General features: G+C 73.9%; 24 protein-coding genes, 1 pseudogene and 1 riboswitch. Of the genes and pseudogenes, 10 read left to right on the top strand and 15 right to left on the bottom strand.

Annotated features, from left to right (window positions below; genetic code table 11):
* The first annotated feature begins 162 nt into the window (after positions 1 to 162).
* A complete protein-coding gene (locus ACZ501_RS01570) occupies positions 163 to 795 on the top strand; it encodes a sulfite oxidase-like oxidoreductase (protein ID WP_361608654.1) in 633 nt (210 codons plus the stop codon).
* A 14-nt stretch (positions 796 to 809) separates the two neighbouring features.
* Here ACZ501_RS01570 and ACZ501_RS01565 read toward each other — a convergent pair whose 3' ends face one another.
* The 4 genes from ACZ501_RS01565 to ACZ501_RS01550 form a co-directional block, all read right to left on the bottom strand.
* Positions 810 to 1,310, bottom strand: a complete 501-nt coding sequence (locus ACZ501_RS01565; protein WP_468791677.1) for a DUF4396 domain-containing protein — start codon at positions 1,308 to 1,310, stop codon at positions 810 to 812.
* A 100-nt stretch (positions 1,311 to 1,410) separates the two neighbouring features.
* A complete protein-coding gene (locus ACZ501_RS01560; protein ID WP_361608665.1) occupies positions 1,411 to 2,268 on the bottom strand; it encodes a deoxyribonuclease IV in 858 nt (285 codons plus the stop codon).
* A gap of 10 nt (positions 2,269 to 2,278) precedes the next feature.
* The gene (gene pknB / locus ACZ501_RS01555) at positions 2,279 to 4,192 is read right to left on the bottom strand and encodes a Stk1 family PASTA domain-containing Ser/Thr kinase (protein ID WP_468791675.1); all 1,914 of its coding nucleotides are present in this window, start codon (positions 4,190 to 4,192) and stop codon (positions 2,279 to 2,281) included.
* A gap of 390 nt (positions 4,193 to 4,582) precedes the next feature.
* Positions 4,583 to 5,104, bottom strand: a complete 522-nt coding sequence (locus tag ACZ501_RS01550) for a hypothetical protein (protein WP_468791674.1) — start codon at positions 5,102 to 5,104, stop codon at positions 4,583 to 4,585.
* 1 nt (position 5,105) lies between these two features.
* Between ACZ501_RS01550 and ACZ501_RS01545 the strand changes: the two are divergent.
* A pseudogene (locus tag ACZ501_RS01545) lies at positions 5,106 to 5,377 on the top strand (XRE family transcriptional regulator); the annotation flags it as partial.
* 562 nt (positions 5,378 to 5,939) lie between these two features.
* Here ACZ501_RS01545 and ACZ501_RS01540 read toward each other — a convergent pair.
* The 3 genes from ACZ501_RS01540 to thiO form a co-directional block, all read right to left on the bottom strand.
* Positions 5,940 to 6,734: a thiazole synthase gene (locus ACZ501_RS01540; protein WP_362465919.1), complete on the bottom strand. Its 795-nt coding sequence runs from the start codon at positions 6,732 to 6,734 to the stop codon at positions 5,940 to 5,942.
* A 5-nt stretch (positions 6,735 to 6,739) separates the two neighbouring features.
* Positions 6,740 to 6,940: a sulfur carrier protein ThiS gene (thiS, locus tag ACZ501_RS01535; protein WP_468791671.1), complete on the bottom strand. Its 201-nt coding sequence runs from the start codon at positions 6,938 to 6,940 to the stop codon at positions 6,740 to 6,742.
* The gene (thiO, locus tag ACZ501_RS01530) at positions 6,937 to 8,118 is read right to left on the bottom strand and encodes a glycine oxidase ThiO (RefSeq protein WP_361611022.1); all 1,182 of its coding nucleotides are present in this window, start codon (positions 8,116 to 8,118) and stop codon (positions 6,937 to 6,939) included. The genes thiS and thiO overlap by 4 nt, the downstream gene beginning before the upstream one ends.
* Positions 8,116 to 8,228, bottom strand: a riboswitch (TPP riboswitch). (Overlaps the previous gene by 3 nt.)
* A gap of 113 nt (positions 8,229 to 8,341) precedes the next feature.
* On the opposite strand from thiO, the gene ACZ501_RS01525 reads away from it, so the two are divergent.
* The 5 genes from ACZ501_RS01525 to ACZ501_RS01505 all read left to right on the top strand — a co-directional run bounded on the left by ACZ501_RS01525 (position 8,342) and on the right by ACZ501_RS01505 (position 12,725).
* The gene (locus ACZ501_RS01525) at positions 8,342 to 9,562 is read left to right on the top strand and encodes an NAD(P)/FAD-dependent oxidoreductase (RefSeq protein WP_468791668.1); all 1,221 of its coding nucleotides are present in this window, start codon (positions 8,342 to 8,344) and stop codon (positions 9,560 to 9,562) included.
* Between the two features lie 111 nt (positions 9,563 to 9,673).
* A complete protein-coding gene (locus ACZ501_RS01520) occupies positions 9,674 to 10,039 on the top strand; it encodes an Rv2175c family DNA-binding protein (RefSeq protein ID WP_267035306.1) in 366 nt (121 codons plus the stop codon).
* A 70-nt stretch (positions 10,040 to 10,109) separates the two neighbouring features.
* Positions 10,110 to 10,748: a thiamine phosphate synthase gene (thiE, locus tag ACZ501_RS01515; RefSeq protein WP_468791665.1), complete on the top strand. Its 639-nt coding sequence runs from the start codon at positions 10,110 to 10,112 to the stop codon at positions 10,746 to 10,748.
* Between the two features lie 116 nt (positions 10,749 to 10,864).
* Positions 10,865 to 11,779 (top strand): methylenetetrahydrofolate reductase [NAD(P)H], encoded by a 915-nt coding sequence (metF, locus tag ACZ501_RS01510; protein WP_361611294.1) that lies wholly within the window; start codon positions 10,865 to 10,867, stop codon positions 11,777 to 11,779.
* Positions 11,780 to 11,828: 49 nt separating this feature from the next.
* Complete coding sequence (locus ACZ501_RS01505) at positions 11,829 to 12,725, top strand: hypothetical protein (RefSeq protein ID WP_361611292.1); 897 nt, start codon at positions 11,829 to 11,831, stop codon at positions 12,723 to 12,725.
* A 40-nt stretch (positions 12,726 to 12,765) separates the two neighbouring features.
* On the opposite strand, the gene ACZ501_RS01500 is transcribed toward ACZ501_RS01505, so the two are convergent.
* The 5 genes from ACZ501_RS01500 to ACZ501_RS01480 all read right to left on the bottom strand — a co-directional run bounded on the left by ACZ501_RS01500 (position 12,766) and on the right by ACZ501_RS01480 (position 16,959).
* Positions 12,766 to 14,193, bottom strand: a complete 1,428-nt coding sequence (locus ACZ501_RS01500) for a phytoene desaturase family protein (protein ID WP_362464420.1) — start codon at positions 14,191 to 14,193, stop codon at positions 12,766 to 12,768.
* Positions 14,194 to 14,224: 31 nt separating this feature from the next.
* Positions 14,225 to 14,839, bottom strand: a complete 615-nt coding sequence (locus tag ACZ501_RS01495; RefSeq protein ID WP_468791662.1) for a DUF4126 domain-containing protein — start codon at positions 14,837 to 14,839, stop codon at positions 14,225 to 14,227.
* A gap of 98 nt (positions 14,840 to 14,937) precedes the next feature.
* Positions 14,938 to 15,339, bottom strand: a complete 402-nt coding sequence (locus ACZ501_RS01490) for a DUF3040 domain-containing protein (protein ID WP_361610496.1) — start codon at positions 15,337 to 15,339, stop codon at positions 14,938 to 14,940.
* Positions 15,340 to 15,644: 305 nt separating this feature from the next.
* Positions 15,645 to 16,403 carry a methyltransferase gene (locus tag ACZ501_RS01485; RefSeq protein ID WP_361610494.1) on the bottom strand — a complete coding sequence of 253 codons (759 nt, stop codon included), beginning with the start codon at positions 16,401 to 16,403 and terminating at the stop codon, positions 15,645 to 15,647.
* 73 nt (positions 16,404 to 16,476) lie between these two features.
* A complete protein-coding gene (locus ACZ501_RS01480) occupies positions 16,477 to 16,959 on the bottom strand; it encodes an SAV_6107 family HEPN domain-containing protein (RefSeq protein WP_361610492.1) in 483 nt (160 codons plus the stop codon).
* Positions 16,960 to 17,153: 194 nt separating this feature from the next.
* Between ACZ501_RS01480 and ACZ501_RS01475 the strand changes: the two genes are divergently transcribed.
* Genes ACZ501_RS01475 through ACZ501_RS01465 form a run of 3 tightly spaced genes read left to right on the top strand, consistent with a single transcriptional unit; the run spans position 17,154 to position 20,753 of the window.
* Positions 17,154 to 18,035: an ATP-binding cassette domain-containing protein gene (locus ACZ501_RS01475; protein WP_468791659.1), complete on the top strand. Its 882-nt coding sequence runs from the start codon at positions 17,154 to 17,156 to the stop codon at positions 18,033 to 18,035.
* On the top strand, positions 18,007 to 20,097 hold the full coding sequence (locus ACZ501_RS01470; protein WP_468791656.1) for a YhgE/Pip family protein: 2,091 nt from the start codon (positions 18,007 to 18,009) through the stop codon (positions 20,095 to 20,097). Before ACZ501_RS01475 ends, ACZ501_RS01470 begins: the two co-directional genes overlap by 29 nt.
* A 29-nt stretch (positions 20,098 to 20,126) precedes the next feature.
* The gene (locus ACZ501_RS01465; RefSeq protein ID WP_362464437.1) at positions 20,127 to 20,753 is read left to right on the top strand and encodes a TetR/AcrR family transcriptional regulator; all 627 of its coding nucleotides are present in this window, start codon (positions 20,127 to 20,129) and stop codon (positions 20,751 to 20,753) included.
* A gap of 298 nt (positions 20,754 to 21,051) precedes the next feature.
* On the opposite strand, the gene ACZ501_RS01460 is transcribed toward ACZ501_RS01465, so the two are convergent.
* Genes ACZ501_RS01460 through ACZ501_RS01450 form a run of 3 tightly spaced genes read right to left on the bottom strand, consistent with a single transcriptional unit; the run spans position 21,052 to position 25,903 of the window.
* Entirely contained in the window at positions 21,052 to 23,535 is a 2,484-nt protein-coding gene (locus ACZ501_RS01460; protein ID WP_468791653.1) for a transglutaminase TgpA family protein, read from the bottom strand.
* Positions 23,532 to 24,890 carry a DUF58 domain-containing protein gene (locus ACZ501_RS01455; RefSeq protein WP_468791650.1) on the bottom strand — a complete coding sequence of 453 codons (1,359 nt, stop codon included), beginning with the start codon at positions 24,888 to 24,890 and terminating at the stop codon, positions 23,532 to 23,534. The genes ACZ501_RS01460 and ACZ501_RS01455 overlap by 4 nt, the downstream gene beginning before the upstream one ends.
* Positions 24,890 to 25,903 (bottom strand): AAA family ATPase, encoded by a 1,014-nt coding sequence (locus tag ACZ501_RS01450; RefSeq protein ID WP_361604871.1) that lies wholly within the window; start codon positions 25,901 to 25,903, stop codon positions 24,890 to 24,892. Before ACZ501_RS01450 ends, ACZ501_RS01455 begins: the two co-directional genes overlap by 1 nt.
* Between the last annotated feature and the right edge of the window lie 95 nt (positions 25,904 to 25,998).

Below are 25,998 nucleotides of genomic sequence, written 5' to 3'. Positions count from 1 at the left end.
CCTTCCAGGCAATGTCAGCTAGGTGACTGGGCAGTGCGCGCATCCTTGCACTGCCGCCCTGGGGCGTCCAGTAAGTGCCTCCTTAGTGGGAGTTGCCGTGACTTGCCCGAATCGGGTCGTACCTGGTCGTGACCACCCCGCCACGTCTGTCACCATGGAGGCATGGGTCAGCCGGAAAGCCGGGAATCTCCGGGAGCAGAGCAGCTCGAGCTCCCTCCGGGGCAGCGGTTGCAGAGGGGTTGGCCCGTCACCCATTACGGTCCCGTGCCCAAGTTCAAGCCGGACCGCTGGGAGTTCCGCGTCTTCGGCGCGACCGCCGACGGCGAGAAGCACTGCTGGAACCACGAGGAGTTCGCGGCGCTGCCCTTCGACTCGGTCGTGGCGGACCTGCACTGCGTCACCAAGTTCAGCATGCCGGGTGCCGAATGGGGCGGTGTGCTGGCCCGTACGGTTCTGGCCCTGGCCCCGCCTGCGCCGCAGGTCACGCACGTCATGGTGTGGGCCGAGTACGGCTTCAGCTCCAACATGAGACTGGCCGATTTCGCCTCCGAGCGGACCGTCTTCGCCACCCACATGGGAGGCGAACTGCTGACGGCCGAACACGGCTTCCCGCTGCGGCTGGTGGTCCCGCACCTGTACGCGTGGAAGGGCCCCAAGTGGGTCCGCGGCGTCGAGTACATGACCGCCGACCGCCGGGGCTTCTGGGAGGAGCGCGGCTACCACAACATCGGCGACCCCTGGCGCGAGCAGCGCTACTCGTACCAGGAGGAGCCGGGCGACGGTCCGGAGCTGTAGCCGGGCTGCCAGGGCTAGTGGTGGTACTGGTGGACGACCGCGTGTCCCTTGCCGCGGCCGATCATCCACTTGTTGACCGGCGTCGTCACGACGAAGGCGATGGCGAGCGAGAGTGCCAGCACCGTCCAGAACAGCGGCTCCGACAGGTGGGCGTCCATGGCGCCCGGCCACAGGGCGATCACCCCGTTGTCGATCAGCTCCATCACGGCGATCGACAGGGTGTCCGCGGCCAGCGCCACCCGGACGGCCGAACGGAAGTCCACGCCGGCGGCGAGGATCCCGCGCAGGGTGAGCGCGTAGCCGAAGAAGAACGCGAGGGCGATCGCCAGGATCATCGTCGGGACGTTCCCCCAGCCCAGCGCGGTACCGATGATCATGCCGAGCACCTCGCCGATGGCGCAGCCGGTGAGGCAGTGCAGGGTGGCCTTGGCGGCCATGGCCCAGCTGACCTTGCCGCCGTGGCCGTGGCCGTGGCCGTGGCCGTGGTTCCCGTGGTCGGCGTGTGCGTGCTCCATGACAACCCCCTGAAGGTCCCAGGAAACGCCTGGCAGCGGTCCCGTCGATGACCAGAACCGTATACCCCCCCTGGGTATTCCTCAACGCATGGTGAGCCCGTCAGTGGAGGTCGCGCAGCTCCTTCAGCAGCGCCACGTCCGCCGCGTGCCCCTCCTTGCCGCCCGGCGTCTCGATGACCAGCGGTACGCCGTCCGTCTCCGGGTGCGAGAACAGCTCGGCGAAGGCCTCCCGGCCGATGTGGCCCTGGCCGATGTTGGCGTGCCGGTCCTTGTGGGCGCCGACGCCCTCCTTGGAGTCGTTGGCGTGGACCAGCTTCAGCCGGCCCGGGCCGACGGTGTCCACCAGCAGGTCCAGCGTCTGCTTCGTGCCGCCGGGCTCGGCGAGGTCGTGCCCGGCCGCGAAGATGTGGCAGGTGTCCAGACAGATGCCGAGCTTCTCGTGCCGGTCGAGGGCCTCGAAGTACGGGCCGAAGTCCCAGGTGCGCGAGCACAGCGAGGAGCCCTGCCCCGCCGTGGACTCCAGCAGCAGGAAGGGGTCGTCGTCGTGCGTCAGCTCGTCCAGCAGCGGCAGCATGTGCTCCCTGACCTGCGCGTACGCGGCCTCGCGGGGGCGGCCCCCGGTGGCGGAGCCGGTGTGCACGACCACGCCGAGCGCGCCGATCTCACGGGCCCGGCGCAGCGAGTGCCGCAGGGACTCCACCGACTTCTCGACGGTCGCCTCGGTGTGCGAGCCGAAGTTGATCAGGTAGGGGGCGTGCACGTACGCCGGGATCGACTCCTCGGCGCACCGGGCGCGGAACAGCTCGTCCTGCGCCGGGTTGCCGGTCGGGGTGGCCCAGCCGCGCGGGTTGGCGACGAAGACCTGTACGGCCTCGGCGCCCAGCTCCCGGGCGTAGCCGAGGCCGACCGAAGCCAGCCCGCCGGCGACGGGGACGTGCCCGCCCACGGGATTGCGTATCACTGCTCTGTCACAGTCCCTTGGTCTTGACGGTGATCGTGCTGCCCTCGGGGGCGCTCTGCCCCGCGGGCACCGACTGCGTGTCCACCGTGCTGCTGAAGGAGAGGAAGGGGCGGTCCACCTTCACCTTGAACCCGAGGGCCTCCAGGGCCTTGCGGGCGGCGTCCACGTCCTGGCCGGTGACGTCCGGAACCGGGACCTGGCGCGGGCCCTTGGACAGGGTCAGCGTGACCGTGTCGCCCGCGGCTGCCTGGGTGCCCGCGGCGGCCGACTGGTTGGCCACCGTACCGGCCGGCGAGGGGGAGCTGACCTGGTCGGCGGCCGTCGCCACCTTCAGGCCGACGGCCTCCAGCGCGGCCCGGGCCTGCTCCACGGGCTTGCCGGTGACGCTCGGGACCGGCACGGGGCGGCCCTTGCTGACGAGGAGCGCGACCGCGGTGTCGGGGGCCCGCTTCTGGCCGCCCGCCGGGTCGGTGCCGATCACCGAGCCCTGGGCGACGTCCTGGCTGAAGGCCTGGGTGACGATGCCGGGCGCCAGCCCCGCCTTCGTCAGCTCCCCCTTGGCCTCCTCCAGCGGCCGGCCCTTCAGGTCGGGCACGCTGACCATCTCGGGGCCGCGCGAGACCGTGAGGGTGACCGCGTCGTTGCCGCGGATCCGCCTGCCGCCGCCGGGGCTGGTCTCCATCACCGTCCCGCGGTCGAAGGCCTCGCTGAACTTCCGGTCGACCTTCTTGACGCCCAGGCCGGCGGCGGAGAGCTCCGAGCGGGCCTGGGCCTCCGTCTTGCCGAGGAGGTTGGGGACCTTGGTGAACTGCCCGGAGTTGATGTACCAGACTCCGCTGCCGACGCCGAGGGCCAGCAGGATCCCCGCGATGACCAGGAACAACCCGCGCCGGGGCGGCCGCCGCCGGACGGGACCCGGCTCGTGGGCCTCGGTGACGGTGTGCGGGCGCTCCAGGCGGGAGGTGTGGTGCACCGGCGTGCCCTGGCCGACCGGCCGCGGGATCACGCTGGTGCGGTCCTCGGCGGCGGACCGCTCCGCGGCGCGCGCCTGCGGCGGTACGGCGTCCAGTTCGGCCTCGCTGAGCCGCGCACGGGCCTCCAGCACCAGGCCCAGCAGGGCGGCGGCGTCGAAGGGGCGCAGCTCGGGGCTGCGGGCGGCGGCGTGCGCGACCAGCTCGTCGAGGGCGGCGGGCAGGCCGGGCACGGCGGCCGACGGGGGCGGGACGTCCTCGTTGAGGTGCTGGTAGAGCACCTGCGCGGGGGTGCCGCCGGGGTGCGGCTTGGAGCCGGTGAGCATCTCGTACAGGACGACACCGCAGGCGTAGACGTCCACGCGGGTGTCGGTGACCCCGTCCTCGATCTGCTCGGGCGCGAGGTAGGAGACGGTGCCGAGGACGGAGTCGGTGGTGTGGGTGGCCGAGTCCACGGAGCGGACCAGGCCGAAGTCGGCGACCTTGACCCTGCCGTCGTCGCCGATCAGGACGTTCTCGGGCTTCATGTCCCGGTGCACGAACCCGGCGCGGTGGGCGGTGCCGAGGGCGGCGAGGACCGGTTCGAGGATGTCGAGCGCGGCCCGGGGCTGGAGCGCGCCGCGCTCGCGCAGGACGTCGCGCAGGGTGCAGCCGGAGACGTACTCCATGGCGAGGTAGGTGAACGGTCCGTCGGTGCCCTGGTCGAAGACGGCGACGACGTTGGGGTGGGCGAGGCGGGCAACGGACTTCGCCTCGCGGATGAAGCGGTCGACGAAGGCGGCGTCGGCGGCGAGCGCCGGGTGCATGATCTTGAGCGCGAGTACCCGGTCGAGGCGGGTGTCGACGGCCCGGTAGACCGTCGCCATGCCGCCGGCCGCGATGCGGGCTTCTACGCGGTAGCGGCCGTCGAGCACGCGCCCGACGAGGGGGTCATCCAGGGTCGTATCCACCCGGCGATTCTACGAGCCGACGCGCACGACCCGTCCGGGGCGTCCACGCTTGCAGCGCAGCCGTGACATGAGGGCTCGCGGGGCGGAGGCGGGGCGGGGGTGAGGGGGCCGGGGTTTCGGTGGGGCGGTGTCAGGAAGGGTTTGGGGGTTTCCCGTCAGTCCCATCGTCATTCCGGTTCGGGCCGGTCCCTCAAGGGCGCTCCTTCGTCGCGTCGCTTCGCGATTTCGCTGCGCTCAACCCTTGACCGACCGTCCCGCCCCGGAAAGCCGAAAGACTGCCGGGAAGCCCCCAAAAGAACGGTCACCAGGGAGAGGTCCCAGGAGCGGCCCCGTCAGGGACGAGGCGAGGGGCCAGGGGCATGCCCAACGAGTGGCTGTGGCCCCCGGCCGTCATACGGCGGGATCCACATTCCACGTCTGCGGCAGATCGCCACCGCAGAAGACGCAGACAAAGTCGTCCTCGCGCACGATGTTGTGCTCCTGGCAGTCGGGGCACCGCCGGAACACCACCTCATGGGTGAAGCCGGAGGGCCGTCCAAGTTCTACGTCGTCCAGAGCACGAGCGACTGCCGACCAGGAGGTGACATCCGGGCAGTATCCGGTGGACTGGTTACTGACCTCGTTCACGGTCCACCGGTCTGCCTCGCGCATGAAGCCGATCTCGCCGGCGCTCAGAACCATGCCCCCGCCGGCGCAGGCCACGTGCTCACTCTGGCGCGGCGCCAGCCGCAGCACACCGTCCATGCCGACCACGAAGGTGAACGGTTCAGTCAGTTCTGCCGCCGATCGCCCAGCGATCCAGCCGTCGAAGTCAGCCGCCGAACCGATCCGGCACCCGCCGCTGCCAGGCCGGACCGCAGCCTTCAGCTCAACCGGTCCGACGTATCGGTAACTCTGCTCCCGCGCACTCACGTCAGCCAACCTAAAGCACCCTAGGGGCGTGTACGCCAGGGCCTTGGAACGGGTCACTGGCCGTCCGGTCGAGGCGTTGAGGTTCGCCCTGCCGGTGCCCATGGCGCGAGTTCACGCAGACGGGAAGGGAGGACATGACATGGAGGCCGGTGCCACAACTGGTGTGTCACGCCTGCCGTTGGAGGCGCGCAGACGGGTCAGGAGACGTTCTCGGGGGTGTGGCTCAGCCGCTACGAGTTCTTCTCTTCGAGCCGGGACGCCTCGTACGAGGGGCCGCTTCCCGCGCTGCTCCCCTCACCAAGTGGTGCAGAGAGCAGCCCAAGACGGCCGTCGGACGCAAAGCCGAGAAGAGCGCGTAGCGGTCTGCTGCGTCCGGGGGGCTCCGCAGGGGGGTGTGGTCAGCATTTCGTGCCGGTAGCCGGGCCCCCGGCACTGGGCTGGGCCATGGGCGGGCCCGGATGCCCGGGAGGCCATGCCCCCGGCCCCTCGCCTCGTCCCTGAGGGACCCGCTCCTCGGACGTGTCCCTGGTGACCGTTCTTTTGGGGGGTTCCCGGCAGTCTTTCGGCTTTCCGGGGCGGGTCGGTCGGTCAAGGGTTGAGCGCAGCGAAATCGCGTAGCGACGCGACGAAGGAGCGCCCTTGACGGGCCGGCACGACACGGAATGACGATGGGACTGACGGGAAACCCCCGAACCGGCTGTGATGCCGCCCGAGGGGCTCCCGCTCCCCGGCACACCCACCCGCACCCGGGGGCGGGTGGGCAGCCACCGACCGGCCCCCACCCCCTCGAGGGGGAGAGAGCGGGCCCGCGCCGCAAGCTTCGTACCCCCGCCCCTCAGAACGCCGGACGTTCCGGGTCCAGCGCAGCCCGCCCCTCCGCCGGGGACGAGGCTTCGGCGAAGCGGCGTTGGGGGATGCGGCCCGCGCGGTGGGCCAGGCGGCCCGCCGAGACGGCGTCCCGCATCGCCGCCGCCATCAGGACCGGCTGCTGCGCGCGCGTCACCGCCGAGGCCAGCATCACCCCAGCGCAGCCCAGCTCCATCGCCAGGGCCGCGTCCGACGCCGTGCCCGCGCCCGCGTCGAGGATCACCGGGACCCCGGCGCGCTCGACGATCAGCTCGAAGTTGTGCGGGTTCCGGATGCCCATGCCCGAGCCGATCGGCGACCCCAGCGGCATGATCGCCGCGCAGCCCACGTCTTCCAGCTTCCGGGCGAGGACCGGGTCGTCGTTCGTGTACGGCAGCACCGTGAAGCCCTCGTCGACCAGGACCTCGGCGGCGTCCAGCAGCTCGACGCCGTCGGGCAGCAGGGTGCGCTCGTCCGCGACGACCTCCAGCTTGATCCAGTCCGTGCCGAGCGCCTCCCGCGCCAGCCGGGCCGTGAGCACGGCCTCGCCGGCCGTGAAGCAGCCCGCCGTGTTGGGCAGGACGGCGATGCCCAGCTTGGACAGGACGGACAGGACCGAGCCCTGCACCGTCGGGTCCAGGCGGCGCATGGCGACCGTGGTCAGCTCGGTGCCGGAGGCGACCAGGGCGCGTTCCAGGACGTCCAGGCTCGGGGCCCCGCCGGTGCCCATGATCAGCCGGGAGGAGAAGGTCCGGCCGCCCAGGGTGAAGACGTCGTCAGCCATCGCGCTCAGCCTCCCTGGACCGCGGTGAGGATCTCGATCCGGTCGCCCTCGTCCACCGGCGTCGTCGGCCACTGGCCGCGCGGGACGACGGTCTCGTTGAGCGCGGCGGCGACGCCGGAGGGCGCGGTGGTGAGGGTGGCGACCACCGCGTCGAGGGTGGTGCCGGCCGCGACCTCGCGCGGCTCGCCGTTGACGGAGATGGTCATGCGAAAGACTCCTGACGCGTGGGGGAGAACCGGCGCGGGGTGAAGGGGCGGGCGATCTCCGGCACGGCGCCGGTGGCCAGCAGCTCCGCCATCACGTCGCCGGTGAGCGGGGTCAGCAGCACCCCGTTGCGGTAGTGCCCGGTGGCCAGGTGCAGGCCGGGCAGCTCGGTCGGGCCGAGCAGCGGGGCGTTGTCGGGGGAGCCGGGGCGCAGGCCCGCCCGGGTCTCGACCAGCGGGAGCTCGGTGATGCCGGGTACCAGCTCGTGGGCGTCGCGCAGCAGCTCGTACACGCCGCCGGCGGTGACCGTGGTGTCCCAGCCGAGTTCCTCGCTGGTGGCTCCGACGACGAGTTCGCCGTTCTCGCGCGGCACGAGGTAGACGTGGCTGCCGCGCACGACGGCCCGTACCGTCCGGGACAGGAACGGAGCGTACGCGGCGGGCACCGCGAGCCGCAGCACCTGCCCCTTCACCGGCCGTACGGGCGGGCGGGCCTCGTCCGGTACGCCGGCCAGCCGGCCGCTGAGCGAGCCCGCGGCCAGCACCACCTGGTCGGCGCGCAGCCGCGTGCCGTCGTCGAGCAGCGCCCCGGCCGCCCGGTCGGCGGTGACGAGGAGCCGCTCCGCGCGCGCCCGGTGGATCGCGACGCCCGCCCGCTCGCAGGCGGCCAGCAGCGCCGCCGCGAGCCGGCGCGGATCGACCTGGTGGTCCCCGTCGACGCGCAGCCCGCCGCGTACTCCGGGGGCCAGCATCGGCTCCAGGCGGCGGCACTCGCGGCCGGTGAGCCACTGCGACTCCAGGCCGCAGCGGCGCTGGAGGGCGTGCAGTTCCCGCAGGTGGAGGCGGTCGTCGGCGTCGAGGGCGACGGCGAGGGTGCCGCAGGCCCGGTAGCCGAGGTCCATGCCGCCGCTGGCTTCGGTGAGCTCGGCGGCGAACTCGGGGTAGCGGTCGGCGGAGGCGACGTTGAGGCCGAGCAGGGTCTCCTCGCCGTAGTGCAGCTCGGTGACGGCGGCCAGCATGCCGGCCGCGACGCGGGCGGCTCCGCCGCCGGGGTCCGGGTCGGCCAGGGCGGTGCGCAGCCCGCGCCGGGCCGCCCGCCAGGCCGTGACCAGGCCGATGATGCCGCCCCCGATGACGAGGACGTCGGATCCCCCGCCGGATCCGTTACGGGATGAGTGCATGGGCGTCCAGCCCCTCCCTTCGCCGGCATGACCCGGATCAGGTTCGTACGGTCGGAGGCCGGCCAGCCTCCCTCTCAGCCCGGTCCGCCCGGGCTCCCGCGATAGGTACGGTGGCCAGACTAAACCCCGGGGCCGCAGCCGGGTAAGGCTGCCTCCCCGGCGCCGGCGCCCCGCTTCGGCGCCCCCTGTTCCTGACGGGCCGTCAGTTCACTAGGGTGGGCACGTGAGTGAGCAGACGGAACAGACGAAGCCCGGCGTCGTGATCACCGGCGCCGGAATGGCCGGCGTGCAGACCGCCGTGGCCCTGCGGGAACAGGGCTACGAAGGCCCCGTGACCCTGCTGGGCGCCGAACCCCACCAGCCCTACGACCGGCCCCCGCTGTCCAAGGCGGTGCTGCTCGGCAAGGCCGAGGACTCCGCGTTCGAGGTGGACTTCGAGGGGCTGCGCATCGACCTGCGCCTCGGTACCGAGGTCACCGGGCTGCGGGCGGCGGACCGCGAGGTCGACACCGAGTCCGGCCCGGTCCCGTACGAGGCCCTCGTGCTGGCCACCGGCGCGCGGCCGCTGACCCTGCCGGGCACCGAGGGGGTCCCGGGGGTCCACCTGCTGCGCACCCTCGACGACGCCGCCCGGCTGCGCCCCGTGCTGGCGGCGGCCCCGGCGACCGTGGTCGTCGGCGCCGGCTGGATCGGCGCCGAGTTCGCCACGGCGGCCCGCGAGGCCGGCTGCGCCGTGACGGTGGTCGAGGCCGCGGACCGGGTGCTGCCGGGCGCCCTGCCCGCCGAGGTCGCCGCCCCGATGGCCCGGTGGTACGCCGAGGCCGGCGCCGCCCTGCTCACCGGGGCCAGGGTCGCCGGGATCGAGGAGGGCCGGGTCCTGCTGGCGGACGGCCGCGAGCTGCCCGCCGGGGCCGTCGTCGTCGGCATCGGCGCCCGGCCCGCCACCGACTGGCTCGCCGGCACCGGCGTCGAGCTCGGCCCCGACGGCTCCGTCACCGCGGACGCCCACCTGCGCACCTCCCTGCCGGACGTCTACGCGGTCGGCGACTGCTCCTCCTTCCCCTCGGCCCGCTACGGGACGAGGCTGCTGGTCCACCACTGGGACAACGCCCTCCAGGGGCCCCGGACCGTCGCGGCGAACATCCTCGCCGGGGAGCCCGTCCAGGCCTACGACCCGGTGCCGTACTTCTGGTCCGAGCAGTTCGGCCGCTTCGTCCAGTACGCCGGCCACCACGGCGGGTCCGACACGCTGCTGTGGCGCGGCGACCCGGCCGGTCCCGCCTGGTCGGTGTGCTGGCTGCGCGGGGGAGCGCTGACCGCCGTCCTGGCCGTGGGCCGCCCCCGGGACCTGGCCCAGGGCCGCCGGCTGATCGAGACCGCCGCGCCCCTCGATCCGGCCAAGGTCGCGGACCCGGCCGTTCCGCTGAAATCGGCCCTGGCCTGACGGCTGCCAGGGCCCGGCCCGACGGCTGCCCGGCCCCGGACGGACGCCTCCCGGACCCGGACGGACGGGGCCGGGTACCGGCTGCCCGTCCGAAGTGGCAGGCTTGTGCCCGTGACCGAGATTGACGCAAAGATCGATGCCCTAGTCCCCTCCTGGCTGTACCTCCCCGACATCGCGGAGATGCTCGACATCGAGGTGACCCGGGTCCGCCAGATGGTCAAGGAAGGGCAGCTGATCGCCGTACGCCGGGGCGAGAACCGCGCCCTGCAGGTTCCGGCGCAGTTCATCGACGGAGACAAGGTCGTCAAGGGGCTCGTCGGACTGCTGACCGTGCTGCGCGACGACCGCTTCTCCGACGAGGAGATGCTGGAGTGGCTGTTCACCGAGGATCCGACCCTGCCCGGCACCCCCGTGCAGGCGCTGCGCGAGAATCGCGGCACGGAGGTCAAGCGCCGCGCCCAGGCGCTCGCCCTCTGACCGGCTGATCCACAGGTGTGCGGGCCGACCCCGTCGGCCCGCACACCGCCACGACCACGGGGGTACTCCCATGCAGCAGCTGTCCGACGCCCGGCTCTACCTGTGCACGGACGCGCGCAAGCGGCAGGGCGACCTCCCCGAGTTCCTCGACGCCGTCCTGGCCGGCGGGGTAGACATCGTCCAGCTCCGCGACAAGGGCATGGAGGCGGGCGAGGAACTCGAACACCTCCAGGTCTTCGCCGAGGCCGCCCGCCGCCACGGCAAGCTCCTCGCCGTCAACGACCGCGCCGACGTCGCGCACGCCATCGGCTCCGACGTCCTGCACCTCGGCCAGGGGGACATACCCGTCCCCGCGGCCCGCGCCATCCTCGGCGACCGGGTCCTGGTGGGCCGCTCCTGCCACGCCGAGTCCGAGGTCGACGCCGCCGTCGCCGAGGCCGGCGTCGACTACTTCTGCACCGGCCCCTGCTGGCCCACCCCCACCAAGCCCGGCCGGCACGCCCCCGGCCTCGACCTCGTCCGGTACGCGGCCTCCCTCGCCCAGGACCGCCCGTGGTTCGCGATCGGCGGCATCGACGGCTCCAACCTGGACGAGGTCCTGGACGCCGGCGCCACCCGCGTGGTCGTCGTCCGCGCCCTCACCGAGGCCGCCGACCCCGGCGCCGCGGCCGCCGAACTCGCCAAGCGGGTCCGCGCCCGTCTCGCCTGACGGCGGAGCGCGCCCGGGAGTCCGGGCGGGCGCGTCCGCGTCTCAGGGTGTCCAAAAATCTGTCCAAGGGATGGACATCGCTTCGGCGCCCGCCGGGGCCCGTCTAACCTGCCGGTATGGCCCTTGGTACCGCTTCCACCTGGTCGGATCGTGCGCACACGGTCCGCGACCTCCTCGCGTCCGGAGCCTCGTATTCCTTCGAGTTCTGGGCTCCCAAGACCGAGAAGGGCGAGCGCAACCTCTGGAACGCGCTCCGCCGGATCGAGGCGGTCTCCCCGAGCTTCGTCTCCGTGACGTACGGAGCCGGCGGCTCCACCCGGGGCGGCACCGTCCGCGCCACCCAGCAGATCGCCGCCGACACCACCCTGACGCCCGTCGCGCACCTGACCGCGGTGGACCACTCCGTCGCCGAGCTGCGGCACGTCATCGGCCAGTTCGCCGACGCCGGCATCCGCAACATGCTCGCGCTGCGCGGCGACCCGCCGGGCGACCCCATGGGCCCCTGGGTCAGGCACCCCGAGGGCGTGGACTACGCGGCCGACCTGGTCCGGCTGCTGAAGGAGTCCGGCGACTTCTGCGTCGGCGTCGCCGCCTTCCCCGAGATGCACCCGCGCTCGGCGGACTGGGACTCGGACATCCGGCACTTCGTGGACAAGTGCCGCGCCGGCGCGGACTACGCCATCACCCAGATGTTCTTCGACCCGGAGAATTATCTGCGGCTGCGCGACAGCGTCGCGAAGGCGGGCTGCGAGACCCCGATCATCCCCGAGGTCATGCCTGTTGTGGGCATCAAGCAGCTCGACCGGCTGCCCCAGCTGAGCACCGCGGTCTTCCCCGACGCGGTCAAAGAACGCATGCTCGCCGTCAAGGACGATCCGGCCGCTGTACGCTCCATTGGCATCGAGTTCGCCACGGAGTTCTGCGCGCGGCTGCTGTCCGAGGGTGTCCCGGGGCTGCACTTCATCACGCTGAACAATTCCACGGCGACCCTCGAGATCTACGAGAACCTGGGCCTGCACCAGCGGGCCTGACCGGCCGTCTCCTCTTCCCGCGCGGCGGCCGTACCGAGAGGGGCCTTGCATGGGAATGACGGTCCTCTACATCGCGTTCGGCATCGTCGCGCTGTGGCTGCTTGCCGAGGTCCTGATGCAGTACAAGGCCCGGCTGCGCTGGCGCCTGCTCGCCTTCACCGGCTTCGTCGGCGTGGTGGCCGGGGTGGTGCTGCCGTCGGTGCTCGTGATCGCCGTCGGCGCGACCGCGTTCGCCGTCGGCCAGACCCTGGTCACGCTCTCCTTCCGCAAGGGCTTCGTGGCCGGATGGTCGCTGCGCCGCGGGCGGCCCGCACCGCCGGAGCCGCAGGGCAGACGCCGCCGCTCCGGGGGCGCGCCGCGCCCGGAGCCCGCGCTGGAGGTCACCTCGCTGGAGTACGGCTCCGAGGCCACGGGCCCCGCCGGGGACACGGGCGCCGAGGACGCGGTGTTCACCCCGCAGCCGGTGCCCGAGGAGACCGGCTCGTACGGGATACAGAGCTTCGTCCCCCAGCAGCCCCAGCAGCCTCCGGCGCCCCAGCAGCCCGGCGCCGAGACGCCCTTCGCCTCGCCGTTCACCACGGCCGAGCAGGACGCCCACCAGTACGCGGCCTACTACGACCAGCAACAGGGCCAGGGCGGCTACGACTACTCCGGCACCTACCCCGCGGGCGGCCAGCAGGTCTACGCCGCCTACTCGGACCCGTACATCGGCACCGGCGGCGAGGTCTCCCCGGCCCCGCCCTACGACGGCGCGGCCTACCCGCCGTACGGTGACCCGGCCCAGCAGCAGTACTCCATGGACACCCCGCCCGGCGGGGTCTGGGTCCCGCAGCAGCGCGCCACCGACGCCGCCCCGCAGCCCTACCCGGAGCAGGACCCCCAGCAGCCGCAGGAGTACCCGTACCCCTACCCGGGCAACGGGGAGTACGGCCAGTACCGCAACTGACGCGGCGGCCGTTCCCGGCCCGGGCCCGGCGGGCCGGGGCTCACTGCGAGCCCCGGAACCCCGCCCCCTCCACGATCAGCCCGGCCACCAGGGCCCCCGTCATCCCGGCGTGGGCGAGCCCGCCGCCGGGGTGCGCCCAGCCGCCCGCGAGGTACAGCCCGGGCAGCGCCGTGGTGTTGGCCGGGTACAGCAGCCGGCCGCCGTCCCCCGGCAGCGCGGGCGCCGGCACCGAACCGCCGAGCGCGCCCGTGTCCGCCTCCACGTCCTGCGGGGTGCGCACCTCCTGCCACAGCAGCCGCCCCCGCAGCCCCGGGACGGCCTTCGCGGCGAGGTCCAGCAGCTTCTCCGGGTCCGGGACCGGCGCACCGCCCGCGGGCCCGCACACGGCGCTCACCGTGACCGCCTCGTGGTCCGCGTCCGGGCGCGTGGCCGGGTCGTCCGGGCGCAGCACCGTCACCAGCTGGACGCCGGCGGAGCCGGGGGAGTGCACCAGCGTGCGGTGGACGGCGTCCGCCGGGCGGGCGCCGCGCAGGGCCAGCAGCAGCGTCAGCCGCCCGGGCACCTGCGACCCCCGGGCCGGTACGCCGCCGCGCGGCACCGAGGCGCCCGGCAGCTGCCTCGGGTCGATGCCGCAGACGACCTGGTCGGCCGCGGCCTCGGTGCCGTCGGCCAGCCGTACCCCGGCCGCCCGGCCGTCGCGGGTCAGGACCGCGCGGACGGCCGCCCCGAAGACGAACTCCACCTTCCGCTCCCGGCAGCGCTCGTACACGGCGGTGGCCAGCTCGCGCATGCCGCCCCGTACGTACCAGCTCCCGAAGGTCTGCTCCATGTACGGCAGCGCGGCCGCCGCGGCGGGCACGGTGTCCGGGTCCAGCCCGTACGCCAGGACCCGGCCGGCCAGCAGCTCGCCGAGCCCGCCGCCGAGCTCGCGCCGGGCCACCTCGGCCAGCGTCGGCGTACGGCGGCGCAGCAGGCCGCTCCCGCGCAGCGCCGGGTACGGGTCGCGGCCCAGCACCTGCCAGTCGGGGCGCAGCGGCTCCTCGAGCAGGGGGCGGCGGGTTGCGTCCCAGGTGTCACGGGCGCGGCCCAGCAGGGCGTTCCAGCGTTCGCCCGCGCCCGCTCCGAAGGCCTCGTCCAGGGCGGCGGCGACCCCGCCCCGGGAGGCGCCGGGCAGGGTGACGGCGGCGCCGTCCAGGACGTGCCGGACGGCGGGGTCCAGCTGCACCATCCCGACGCAGTCCTCCAGGGGCCGCTTGCCGGTCTTGACGAACAGGTCGCGGTAGACGGCGGGCAGGTGCAGCACCCCGGGCCCCGTGTCGAAGGCGAAGCCGTCGCGTTCGAACCGGCCGAGGGAGCCGCCGTACGTGGATCCGCGTTCGTACACCGTCACCTGGTGCCCCGCCACGGCCAGCCGGGCCGCTGTCGCCATCGCGCCCATGCCGGCGCCGATCACCGCAATTCTTGCCATGCCGCTGAGCCTATCGAGCGAGGTCAGCGGGTCAGCGGGGCGGTGCCCCGGCGGCGGCGGCCAGCCGCTTCTCCTCGCGGCGCTGGGCCCGTCGCCGCCGGAAGCGCCGGATCCGGCTCCACAGGAAGACCAGCAGGGCCAGGCCGATGGCCAGCAGCACGGCGGCGATGACCGCGGCGGCCTGCGGGTTGAACATGGCGAAGGTGACGATGCCGGCCACGCCCAGGTCCTCGGCGGTGCTCAGCACGATGTTGGTGAACGGCTCGGGCGAGGTGTTGACGGCCATGCGGGTGCCGGCCTTGACGAAGTGGCTGGCCAGCGCGGTGGACCCGCCGACCGCGCCGGCGGCGAGGTCGGGGAGCGAGCCGCTCTGCCCGGCGAGGAGGGCGCCGACCACCGCGCCGGCGACGGGCCGGATCACGGTGTGGGCCGTGTCCCACAGCGAGTCCACGTACGGGATCTTGTCGGCCACCGCCTCGCACAGGAACAGCACGCCCGCGACGATCAGGACGTCGGTGCGCTGGAGCGACGCCGGAACCTCGTCGGACAGGCCGGTCGCGCCGAAGATGCCGAGCAGCAGGACCACGGCGTAGGCGTTGATCCCGCTGGCCCAGCCGCTGGTGAAGACCAGGGGGAGCACACTCATCCGGCCAGCATGCCGCAGCGCCGGCGATCAGGTGGGCAGAAACGGTGAGGGGACGGCCGCGAGCGCGGCCGTCCCCTCACCGGTACGTGTGTGCGGGGCTACTGCCCCTGCTCGTCGCGGCGGCGCTGCCACCGTTCCTCGATACGGGTCATCATCGACCGACGCTGCCGGTTGCGGCCGTGGGCCGCACCGCCTGAACTTCCGGAGACGGGCTGCTCGCCGGGCTTGGGTGCCTTGCGCCAACCGGTGACCACGAGGACCGTACAGGCCAGCATGACGAGGAATCCCACCACGCTGATCCAGAGCACTTCCTGCCAGATCACACCAGTCATGAGGAGCGCGATACCCACCACAATGCCTACGACTGCCTGGTAGACCCGTCGCCGGGTGTACGTGCGCAGTCCACTGCCCTCAAGCGCTGTCGCGAACTTGGGGTCTTCGGCGTACAGCGCTCGCTCCATCTGCTCGAGCATTCGCTGCTCGTGCTCCGAGAGCGGCACGGGAGTCCTCCTCATCCGTCGGTCGCGGGGGGTAGCGACCAGGGGTCCCCTTCAGGATAGGCGGGGAATCGCCCCCGTGATACCCGCCCTCAACGCCACATTCTGCAATCCACCGGCCTGGCGACCAGCGCGCCGGAACCGGTGCCGAACGAACGGCTGCTTCGAACGTACCGTCGCCAAGGCGGCCAATGAGGCGCTTATTCCCCAATGAGCAGTCCGCCATGCCGACCGGTGCACCCGATCATACGGGTCGGCGCGCCCGATGGGAGGGGATCCGCCGGAGCCCGTCCGAGCAAGGCCGCAGATCAGGCGGGCTTCTCGCCCAGGACGTGCAGCTGCGTGGCCACCGCGTGGAAGGCGGGCAGCTCGGCGGCGGCCTCCTCCAGACGCAGCAGCGCCTCGACCGCCCCGGGCTCGGTGTCCACGAGCACCCCGGGAACCAGGTCGGCGAAGATCCGGACGCCGTGGACGGCACCGACCTCCAGGCCGGCGTCGCGGACCAGCGCGCTCAGCTGCTCGGCGGTGAAGCGGCGCGGGACCGGGTCGCCGGAGCCCCAGCGTCCGGCCGGGTCGGTGAGGGCGGTGCGGGCCTCGGTGAAGTGCCCGGCGAGCGCCCGCGCCAGCACGGCTCCGCCGACGCCGGCGCCGAGCAGGCTGAGGACGCCGCCCGGGCGCAGGGCGGCGACCGCGTTGGCCACGCCCTCGGCCGGGTCGTCCACGTACTCCAGCACGCCGTGGCAGAGCACGACGTCGTACGAGTCCCGGCCGACCACGTCCAGCAGGCCCTGGGCATCGCCCTGGACCCCGCGCACCAGGTCGGCGACGCCCGCCTCGGCGACCCGGCGCTCCAGCCCGAACAGCGCGTTCGGGCTGGGGTCGACCACGGTCACCCGGTGGCCCAGCCGGGCCACCGGCACGGCGAACTTGCCGGTGCCGCCGCCGGTGTCCAGCACCTCGAGGACCTCCCGCCCGGACGCCTTCACCCGGCGGTCGAGGGCCTCCTTGAGTACCTCCCACACCACGGCGGTGCGGAGGGAGGCACGGGGGCGGGAAGTGTCCGACACGGCTGGTGGCTCCTCGGCGCGTAAGGGTGGGGCGGTGCGGAACCCACCCTATTGCCTCGGCCGACCGGGCAGCTCATCCGGCGTGAGGACGCTCCGGGCGCGGCAGCGGCAGGGCCTGCGCCACGGGCTGGAGCGCGAGCATCCGCTCCACCAGCCGTACGAACATCCCCGCCTCCCGTACGAGGTCGTCCGCGTCCCGGCAGGTCGCCGCATCCGGTATCCCCGCCTCGGCCCGGGCCCGGCGGGCCGCGCCGGAGGCGAACAGCGCGCTCCACTCGGTCAGTTCCGGCGCTATCTCCGGCAGTACCTCCCACGCGCTGCGGATCCGCGGCCGCCGCCGGGGATTCACCGGTTCGGGCCGTCCGCGCGCGGCGAGCACAGCCGCGGCCGCGCGCAGCGCGGCCAGGTGGGCGGTGGCGTACCGCTCGTTGGGCCGGGACAGCAGGGCCGCCTCGGCCAGGCCGCTGCGGGCCTTGGCGAGCAGGTCGAGGGCGGCCGGCGGTGCGGCCGACCGGCGCGGGACGGGGTGGACAGGGGACGGGGACGGTGTGGCCATGACGAACCTCCTGTCGTTGCGGTGGTGCTCAGCTGCCTGCTGGTTGCTTCCGTTCGTGGATCCATCGTGACGGCCCCCACTGACAATCACGCTGACCTGCAGATTCACGCCAAATGCGGGCAGGAGCGGGCGACAGGGCACCGAACCTGCTAGTTTTTGAACTGACTGGTCAGTTCAAAAGGAGGGGGAGGGCCGTGGACAGCCCGCACGGCGCGGCCGTCAAGGCCGAGGGCTTCGGACTCAAGGGCCCGCGCGGCTGGGTGTTCCGGGGCGTGGGGATCGACGCGGCGCCCGGTGCGCTCATCGCGGTCGAAGGACCCTCGGGCAGTGGCCGCACCTGCCTGCTCCTGGCACTCACCGGACGGATGAAGGCCATCGAGGGCCACGCCGAGATCGGCCGCCACCGGCTGCCGAAGAAGATGGCCGCCGTCCGCCGCATCACCGCCCTCGGTCCCGTCCCGGGGGTCAACGACCTCGACCCGGCGCTGACCGTCGCCGAGCAGCTGCGCGAGGGAGCCATGCTCCAGCGCCGCTACGACGGCCCCGTCCGCGCCCTGCTGCGCCCGCGCGGCGAGCGCCGCGCCACCGCCCGCGCCCGCGTCGACGCGGCCCTCGCCGCCGTCGGACTGGACCCGGCCGCCCTGCCCAAGGGCGAGCGGACCCCCGTCCGCGCCCTGGAGCGGCTGGAGGCCGTACGGCTCTCGCTGGCCATCGCCCTGCTGGGCAACCCCCGGCTGCTGGCCCTCGACGACCTCGACCTCAAGCTCTCGGACGCCGAACGCCGGGAGGCCTGGGCGCTGCTGCGCTCGCTCGCCGACCGCGGCACCACCGTCCTCGCGGTGTGCAGCGAAGCCCCGGACGGCGTGACGGTGGTGCGCACGGGGGCCGGAACGGAAACCCAACCCGAAGCCGAGGCCGAAACGGCAACCCGACCCGAAGCCGAGGCCGAAACGGCAGCCGAAGTCGAAACGGCAACCGAGGCCCGGGCCGAGGCCGCGACCCGCACCACGACCGGCACCGACGACGACGACACGAAGGGGGCGGACGATGCGCTCGCCGAAACTGGCCGCGCTTGAGCTGAAGCGGTTCGGGCGGGGGAAGCTGCCCCGGGCCGCCCTCGTCGCACTGCTCCTGCTGCCCCTCCTCTACGGCGCCCTGTACCTCTGGTCGTTCTGGGACCCGTACAAGCGCCTCGACAAGGTGCCCGTCGCCCTCGTCAACTCCGACCAGGGCACCACCGTGGACGGCAAGCGCCTCGACGCCGGCGGCGAGATCACCCGCAAGCTGCGCCGGAGCAAGACCTTCGACTGGCGCGAGGTCAGCCCCGCCGAGGCGGCGAAGGGGGTGGAGGACGGCACGTACTACCTCTCCCTCACCATGCCCGCCGACTTCAGCGCGAAGATCGCCTCCAGCGCCGGTGACGACCCCACCACCGGAGCCCTCCAGGTCCGTACGAACGACGCGAACAACTACATCGTCGGCTCGATCTCGCGGACCGTCTTCTCCGAGGTCCGCTCGGCCGCGTCCGCCAACGCCTCCCGCGGCTTCCTCGACAAGATCTTCGTCTCGTTCGCCGACCTGCACGACAAGACCGCCGAGGCCGCCGACGGCGCCGACCAGCTCAAGGACGGCGCGGGCAAGGCCCAGCAGGGCGCGAAGGACCTCGCCGACGGCCTCGACACGGCCAAGGAGAAGACCGGCGAGCTCACCGGCGGCCTGAACAAGCTCAACGCCGCCGCCGGCAAGCTGGAGACGGGCTCCCGGCAGGTCGCGGACGGCACCCAGCAGGTCGCCGACAAGGTCAACGGCGCCGCCGCCAAGGCCCGGCCCTTCGTCAAGGACCCCAAGAACCTGGCGGACACGGCCAAGCTGGTCGCCGACAGCGCCCACGTCGTCAACAACCACCTCGGCAAGTTCGCCGAGAAGGCACCCGCCGCGGCCTCCCTCACCAAGCGGGTGGCCACCCGCACCGACTCCCTCTACACGAAGTACTGCTCCGCCGGCGCCCCGCCGGCCCCCGCCTTCTGCGCCGACGCGAAGGTGGCCAGGGACGACGCCGCCGAGGCCGCCCTGCTCGCCGGCGACGTCAACACCCTCGTCGGGAACGCCGGCGGCGACATCACCAAGCTCCGCGGCCAGCTGACCGACCTGGAGGGCAAGGCCCGCGTCCTGGTGGACAAGGCCCCGGGCCTGGCCGGCGACCTCGACGCCGCCGTCACCCAGGTCAACGCCCTCAACAGCGGGGCGCACAAGGTCGCCGACGGCATGGTCGAGCTGCACAAGGGCATCGGCACCGCGGCCGGCGGCTCCGGCAAGCTGGGCGAGGGCGTCGGCAAGCTCGGCGACGGCGCCCACAGCCTCAACGGCGGCATGTTCAAGCTGGTCGACGGCAGCGGACAGCTCGCCGGCGGCCTGCACGACGGCGTCGGCAAGATCCCGGACTACGACCAGCAGCAGCGCGACGCCCGTACGCCGGTCATGGCCGACCCGGTCCAGCTGGCCAACCAGGCCCTGCACAAGGCGCCCAACTACGGCACCGGCTTCGCCCCCTACTTCATCCCGCTGTCCCTGTGGGTCGGCGCGATGGTCGCCTACATGCTGATCGCCCCCATGAACAAGCGGGCCCTGGCCGCCGGCGCCTCGCCCTGGCGGATCGCCGTCGCCGGCTGGCTGCCCGTGGTCGGCCTCGGCGCCGCGCAGGTGGGCGCGCTGATGTCCGTACTCCACTGGGCCCCCGGCCTCGGCCTGGAGATGGCCCACCCGGCCCTCACCATCGGCTTCCTGGTCCTGGTCACCGCCTGCTTCGCGGCGATCGTCCAGTGGCTGAACGCCAAGTTCGGCGCGGCGGGCCGCATCCTGGTCCTGGCCCTCCTGATGCTCCAGCTGACCTCCGCCGGCGGTACGTACCCCGTCCAGACCAGCCCGGACTTCTTCAACGACATCCACCCGTACCTGCCGATGTCGTACATCGTCGAGAGCCTGCGCCGCCTCATCACGGGCGGCGACCTCACCCCGGTGTGGCAGGGCGGCGCGGTCCTCCTCGCCTTCACGGCCGGGGCGCTGGCCCTCACCGCACTCGCCGCCCGCGGCAAGCAGGTGTGGACGATGGACCGGCTGCACCCGGAACTGAGCCTGTAGGGGGCTGTTGACCTGTGAGAATCAGCGCCATGGAAAGCAGCATCACCACCGTCGGCGGCGCCCGGCGGCAGGCCACGCGCCAGAAGCTGTACGAGGCGGCCGTCACGCTCATCGCCGAACAGGGCTTCTCCGCGACCACGGTCGACGAGATCGCCGAGCGGGCGGGCGTCGCCAAGGGCACCGTCTACTACAACTTCGCGAGCAAGACCGAGCTCTTCGAGGAGCTGCTGCGGCACGGCGTGGGCCTGCTCACCGCCTCGCTGCGGGCGGCAGCGGACGAGACCGAGGCGCGCGGCGGCAGCCGGATCGAGGCCCTCGACGCGATGATCCGGGCCGGCCTGGTCTTCATCGACCGCTACCCGGCCTTCACCCAGCTGTACGTCGCCGAACTCTGGCGGACCAACCGCGCCTGGCAGTCCACCCTGATGGTGGTGCGGGGCGAGGCGGTCGCGGTCGTCGAGTCCGTGCTGCGCGAGGGAGTGGAGCGCGGAGAGCTCAGCGCCGAGATCGACGTGCCGCTGACGGCGGCGGCCCTGGTGGGGATGGTGCTGGTGGCCGCGCTGGACTGGCAGGCCTTCCAGAGCGAGCGGTCCCTGGACGACGTGCACTCGGCGCTGTCGCTGCTGCTGCGGGGCCGGGTGAGCGGGAGCCGCTGACCCCCGGTCGGCGGTGCCGTTCCCGCCGGGAGGCGGCGTACAACTGAGTATCCGTACTCAGACGCACAGATGAGTACGTGTACGGATGGGCTCCCACCTGCGAAGACAGCAGACTGGAGGCCACGGACAGGGCCGCTCGGCCCGCACCGCGGACACGGGGCCGCGGAGCGGACCGGGTCCTGGCCGGAACAGGAACGCCGGAGCGGCGGGCTCGGGGGGAACGAGCCCGCCGCACCGGCGTTTCCCGCGTGCGCGGAGGCGTGCGCGGAGGCGGCCAGCGGAGGCGACCGCGGTGAGGTCAGCCGCGGTTGCGGAGGGGGAGCCGGACGCGGAGGCGCGCCGTCAGGGACGACACCCGCGCCGAGGCGGCGGAGACGCGGACCGAAGCGGCGGCGGTCACCCGCGCCGCCGAGCGCGGCAGCAGCAGCGCGCGCAGCCGGGCCCGGCGCCCCAGCGCGGCCAGCAGGGCCGCACGGGCCAGGCGCACGTCGGCGGCCAGCTCCGGGTAGGAGAGGTCCGCGCCGGGCGGGGCGTACAGCGCCCGCTCCACCGCGCCCGCGACCCGGTGCACCGCCTGCGCGGGCTTCCCGTCCAGCCGGCCCAGGACCACGACGCGGCCCGCCGCCCGGCGCGGCGACAACGCCTCGTCGGGCGGGATGCCCACGTCCCAGGCGCTGTCGCCCAGCTCCCGCCAGGCCGCCAGCACGCCCGGCGAGGACGGCCCCGGGTCACCGGCCCGGCCGTCCCGGGGCCCCGCGGCCGGCCCGTCCGGGCGGGACAGCCGCCGCTCGCGGACCCGGCGGCGCCACAACAGCGGCAGCAGCGGCAGCACCAGCACCGCCAGCGCACCGGCGCTCCAGCCGAGCACCGCGCCCACCGACACGCCGCCGGAGCCCGCGCCGGCGTCCCGCGGGGCGGCCGGCCCGCCGCACTCGCCGAGCTTCTTCAGCTCCGGCGGGCACGCCTCGGCCTGCGAGGGCATCGGCGCCGGCGCCGACGCGGCCTGCGAGGGCAGCGCGGACGGGGCGGACGGCTGCGGGGCCGGGGCCTCGGTGCGGCTGTAGTCCGGCAGCGAGATGCCCGACCGGGGCGTCGGCTCGAACCGGGTCCAGCCCACGCCCTCGAAGTACAGCTCGGGCCAGGCGTGCGCGTCCCGCATCGAGACGTTCACACTGCCGTCGGACTGCTTCTCGCCCGGGGTGAAGCCGACCGCCACGCGCGCCGGGATGCCCAGGGTCCGCGACATCGCCGCCATCGAGAAGGCGAAGTGGACGCAGAAGCCCTCCTTGTCCGCCAGGAAGCGGGCGATGGCCTGCGAGCCCGTCCCCGAGGACACCTTGGTGTCGTAGCGGAAGCCGCCGTTCACCGCGAAGAAGTCCTGGAGCCGCACGGCCCGCGCGTAGTCGTCCTGCGCCCCGTGCGTGACCCGCCGCGCCGTCTCCGCCACCACCGGCGGCAGGTTGTCCGGCAGCCTCGTGTACTCCTCCCGCACCAGCGGGTTCGGGGCCGGGGCGGCCTGGAGCTGCGCCGCCGTGGGCCGCAGCAGCAGGCTGCGCACGGTGTACTGCGCGCCCTGCACGTTCTGGAAGCGGTCCTTGGCGAGCTGGTCCCCGACCAGGGTCCGGCCGGCGGGTTCGTAGCGCCACTTGCCGGCGATGTCGATCTGCGTCGCCGGGTAGGGCATCGGCAGGTAGCGCTGGGCGTAGGTGTCCGCCGCCGAGACGGAGGTGCGGACCTCGGAGGCGTTCTCGCGGACCCGGTCGCTCAGCCCCGTCGGCGTCGGCAGCCGCTCCGGCACGTCCGTCAGCGGGCGCCCCGAGGCCTCCCACTTGACCCCGTTGAACTCGTCGAGCGCCAGGATCCGCAGGTACTGCTCGCCGAGCTGCGGGCTGTCCGTGCGGTACTTCAGCACCACCCGGTTGTCCTGCGCGTTCAGGCTGCTCTGGAGCGAGACCAGCGGGTTCACCGCCGAGATGGTGCCGCCGCCCCCGCCGCCCGCGCCCGCGTCGCCGCCCGGGGGGCCCAGCAGCCCGCCGCCGAGCGACGGCAGCGCGGCCGGCACCGCCAGGGCCACACCCAGCGCGACCACGCCGATCCGGCGCCCGGTGCGCACGGGCGCCACGGCCCGCCCGCCGCCCGCGCCGCCCCCGTAACCAGAGGCCGCCGACACGCGCGAGCTCGGGGCGCCGCCGAAGACGCGGCCCCACTGGGCCAGCCGGTCGCGGCCCTCCGACAGCAGCAACAGCAGGTAGCCCGCGCCGGCCAGCAGGAAGGCGAACCACGAGCCGGCCCGGCCCGTCGACAGCCCGGCGGCCACCGAGTACAGCGCCAGCAGCGGCAGCCCCGCGGCCGCGGCCGTCCGCAGCGTCACCGCCAGCGCGTCCACCAGCAGCCCGATCAGCAGCACCCCGGCCAGCAGCAGCAGCCGGATCCCGTCCGTCAGCGGAGCCGGTATGGCGAACTCGCTCACGTCCCGCACGCCCTGCTGGAACAGGGACCCGAAGTCGGTGACGAGGAAGGCCAGCGGCCCGCTCCCGGGGGACTCGGCCTTCCCCGCGAAGAGGAAGGCGAGCAGCAGCAGCGACACCAGCAGCTGCGCCGCCACGGTCAGCGGCCGGGCCAGCGGCACCCGCCGGGCCCCAGCACCCACCGCGGCCTGCACCCCGAGCAGCGCCGCCGCCTGGAGCAGCCAGCCCGAGGACTCCACCAGCGGGGCCAGTGACCAGGAGGTCAGCAGCGTCGCCAGCATCGCGAAGAGCGTCACCCGCGTGCGCCCGCTCATCCCCGGCCTCCTGAGGTGTCCGTGCCGAGGGGGGCGTTCCCGGCCTGCCGCCACAGCTCCGCGAAGGCCGCGCCGGGCGGGACGGCCAGCGCCGTCCAGCCCGCGTCGCGCAGCCCGCGCAGCCGCTCCTGCGCCCGCGAGGGCGCTCCGGCCCAGGCCGCGGAGTCCAGGACGAAGGCCACGGCGCCCGCGCTGCGCTGCCGCATCCGGGCCGCCATCTCGGTCTGTTCGTCGTCGAGGTCGCCGAAGAAGGCGATGAGCAGGCCGTCGCCGGCGGAGGCGGCCATGCCCGTTCCGCCGCCGCGGACCGCTTCGTACGCGCGGCCCAGCCCGCTCCCGTCGGAGTGGCCGACGACCGCGAGGGTGTCCATCATCAGCCCGGCCGCCTCGGCGGACTCGTGCCCGCCGGAGGAGAAGCCCCCGCCGCCCTCACCGGGCACCGAGTCGCCGGTGTCGGTCAGCAGCCGCACCGAGAACCCCTGTTCGAGGACGTGCAGCAGGGTGGAGGCGGCGGCCGACACCGCCCACTCGAAGGCGGAGTCGGGGCCCGCGCCCTCGTACGCCGTCTCCCGCGTGTCCAGCAGGACGGTGGCCTTGCTGCGCTGCGGCTGTTCCTCGCGGCGCACCATCAGCTCGCCGTAGCGGGCGGTGGACCGCCAGTGGACGCGGCGCAGGTCGTCGCCGCGCCGGTAGGTGCGGGGGATCACGTCGTCGTCGCCGGCCAGCGCCAGGGCGCGGCGGCTGCCGTCGCCGTAGCCGCCCGCCTCGCCGGCCATCCGGACCGGGGGCAGGGGCTGGGTGCGCGGGACGACGGTGAGGGTGTCGTAGGTGCTGAAGGAGCGGGTCAGCTCGACCAGCCCGAAGGGGTCGGTCAGGCGCAGCTGGAGGGGGCCGAGCGGGTAGCGGCCGCGCAGGTCGGAGCGGACCCGGTACGACACCTCGCGGCGCCCGCCGGGCTCGACCCGGTCCAGTACGAAGCGGGGCCGCGGCCCCAGGACGTACGGCACCCGGTCCTGGAGCATCAGCAGCCCGGTGGGCACCCGGGAGACGTTCTCCAGGCGCAGCTGCACCCGGGCCTCGCCGCCGGCCGGCACCCGGGGCGGGGCCAGGCTGCGGCTGCCGGTGACCCGGTGGCGGGTGCGGTGCAGGGCGAGGACGCAGATCAGGGGCAGGGCGACGAGCAGCAGCCCGACCCGCAGGAGCTGCCCCTGCCCCAGGACGTACGCGCAGACGGCGGCGGCGGTCCCGGCGGCCAGGAACGAGCGGCCCCGGGTGGTCAGGCCGGCGAACGAGGCGCGCAGCCCCCCGGGGTCCCTCACCTGCCCGCCGGCGCCGTGCGGGGCACCGGCGCTCATCAGAAGCTCCGCAGGCCCGCGCCGGGCGGCATCTCGCCGCCGCGGGGGTGGGCGGCGGGGACGGGGGTGCGCTGGAGGATGTCGTGGACGACCTGTTCGGCGGTGCGCCGGTTCAGCTGGGCCTGCGCGGTGGGCAGCAGCCGGTGCGCGAGCACGGGGGCGGCCAGCGCCTGGACGTCGTCGGGCAGGACGTAGTCCCGGCCGGACAGCGCGGCGGAGGCCTTGACGGCGCGCAGCAGGTGCAGGGTGGCGCGGGGCGAGGCGCCCAGGCGCAGTTCCGGGTGGCTGCGGGTGGCGGAGACCAGGTCCACCACGTAGCGGCGCACGGGCGCGGCGACGTACACCTCGCGGACGGCCTCGATCAGTTTGACCACGTCGTGCGCGTGCGCGACGGCGGTGAGGTCGTCGAGCGGGGAGAGCCCGCCGTGCACGTCGAGCATTTCGAGCTCGGCCTCGGGGCTGGGGTAGCCGACGGAGACGCGGGCCATGAAGCGGTCGCGCTGGGCCTCGGGGAGGGGGTAGGTGCCCTCCATCTCGACCGGGTTCTGGGTCGCGACGACCATGAACGGGCTGGGCAGGGCGTAGGTGGTGCCGTCGACGGTGACCTGGCGCTCCTCCATCGACTCCAGCAGCGCGGACTGGGTCTTGGGGGAGGCCCGGTTGATCTCGTCGCCGATGACGATCTGCGCGAAGATCGCGCCGGGCTTGAACTCGAACTCCCGGCGCTGCTGGTCGTAGATGCTGACGCCGGTGATGTCCGAGGGCAGCAGGTCCGGTGTGAACTGGATGCGCTGGACCGAGCAGTCGATGGACTTGGCGAGCGTCTTGGCCAGCATCGTCTTGCCGACGCCGGGGACGTCCTCGATGAGGAGGTGCCCCTCGGCCAGCAGCACGGTCAGCGCGATCCGTACGACCTCGGGCTTGCCCTCGATCACGCTCTCGACCGACCGGCGGACCCGCTCGGCCGTGCTGGTCAGATCAGCGAGGCTCGCTCGGTCGTCGTACGTGGTCACCTGGTTCTCCTCGGCCCTTTCCCAGGGCCGACGCCCTTGGCGCATGACCGGCCCACCCCGAAACACGGACACCGCCCCGGAGGGGTTCCGGGTGA

This window comes from Streptomyces sp. NPDC034085, from assembly GCF_055575555.1.
Note: the sequence above shows the minus strand (reverse complement) of the source record. Positions and strands in the feature narration are given on the sequence as shown.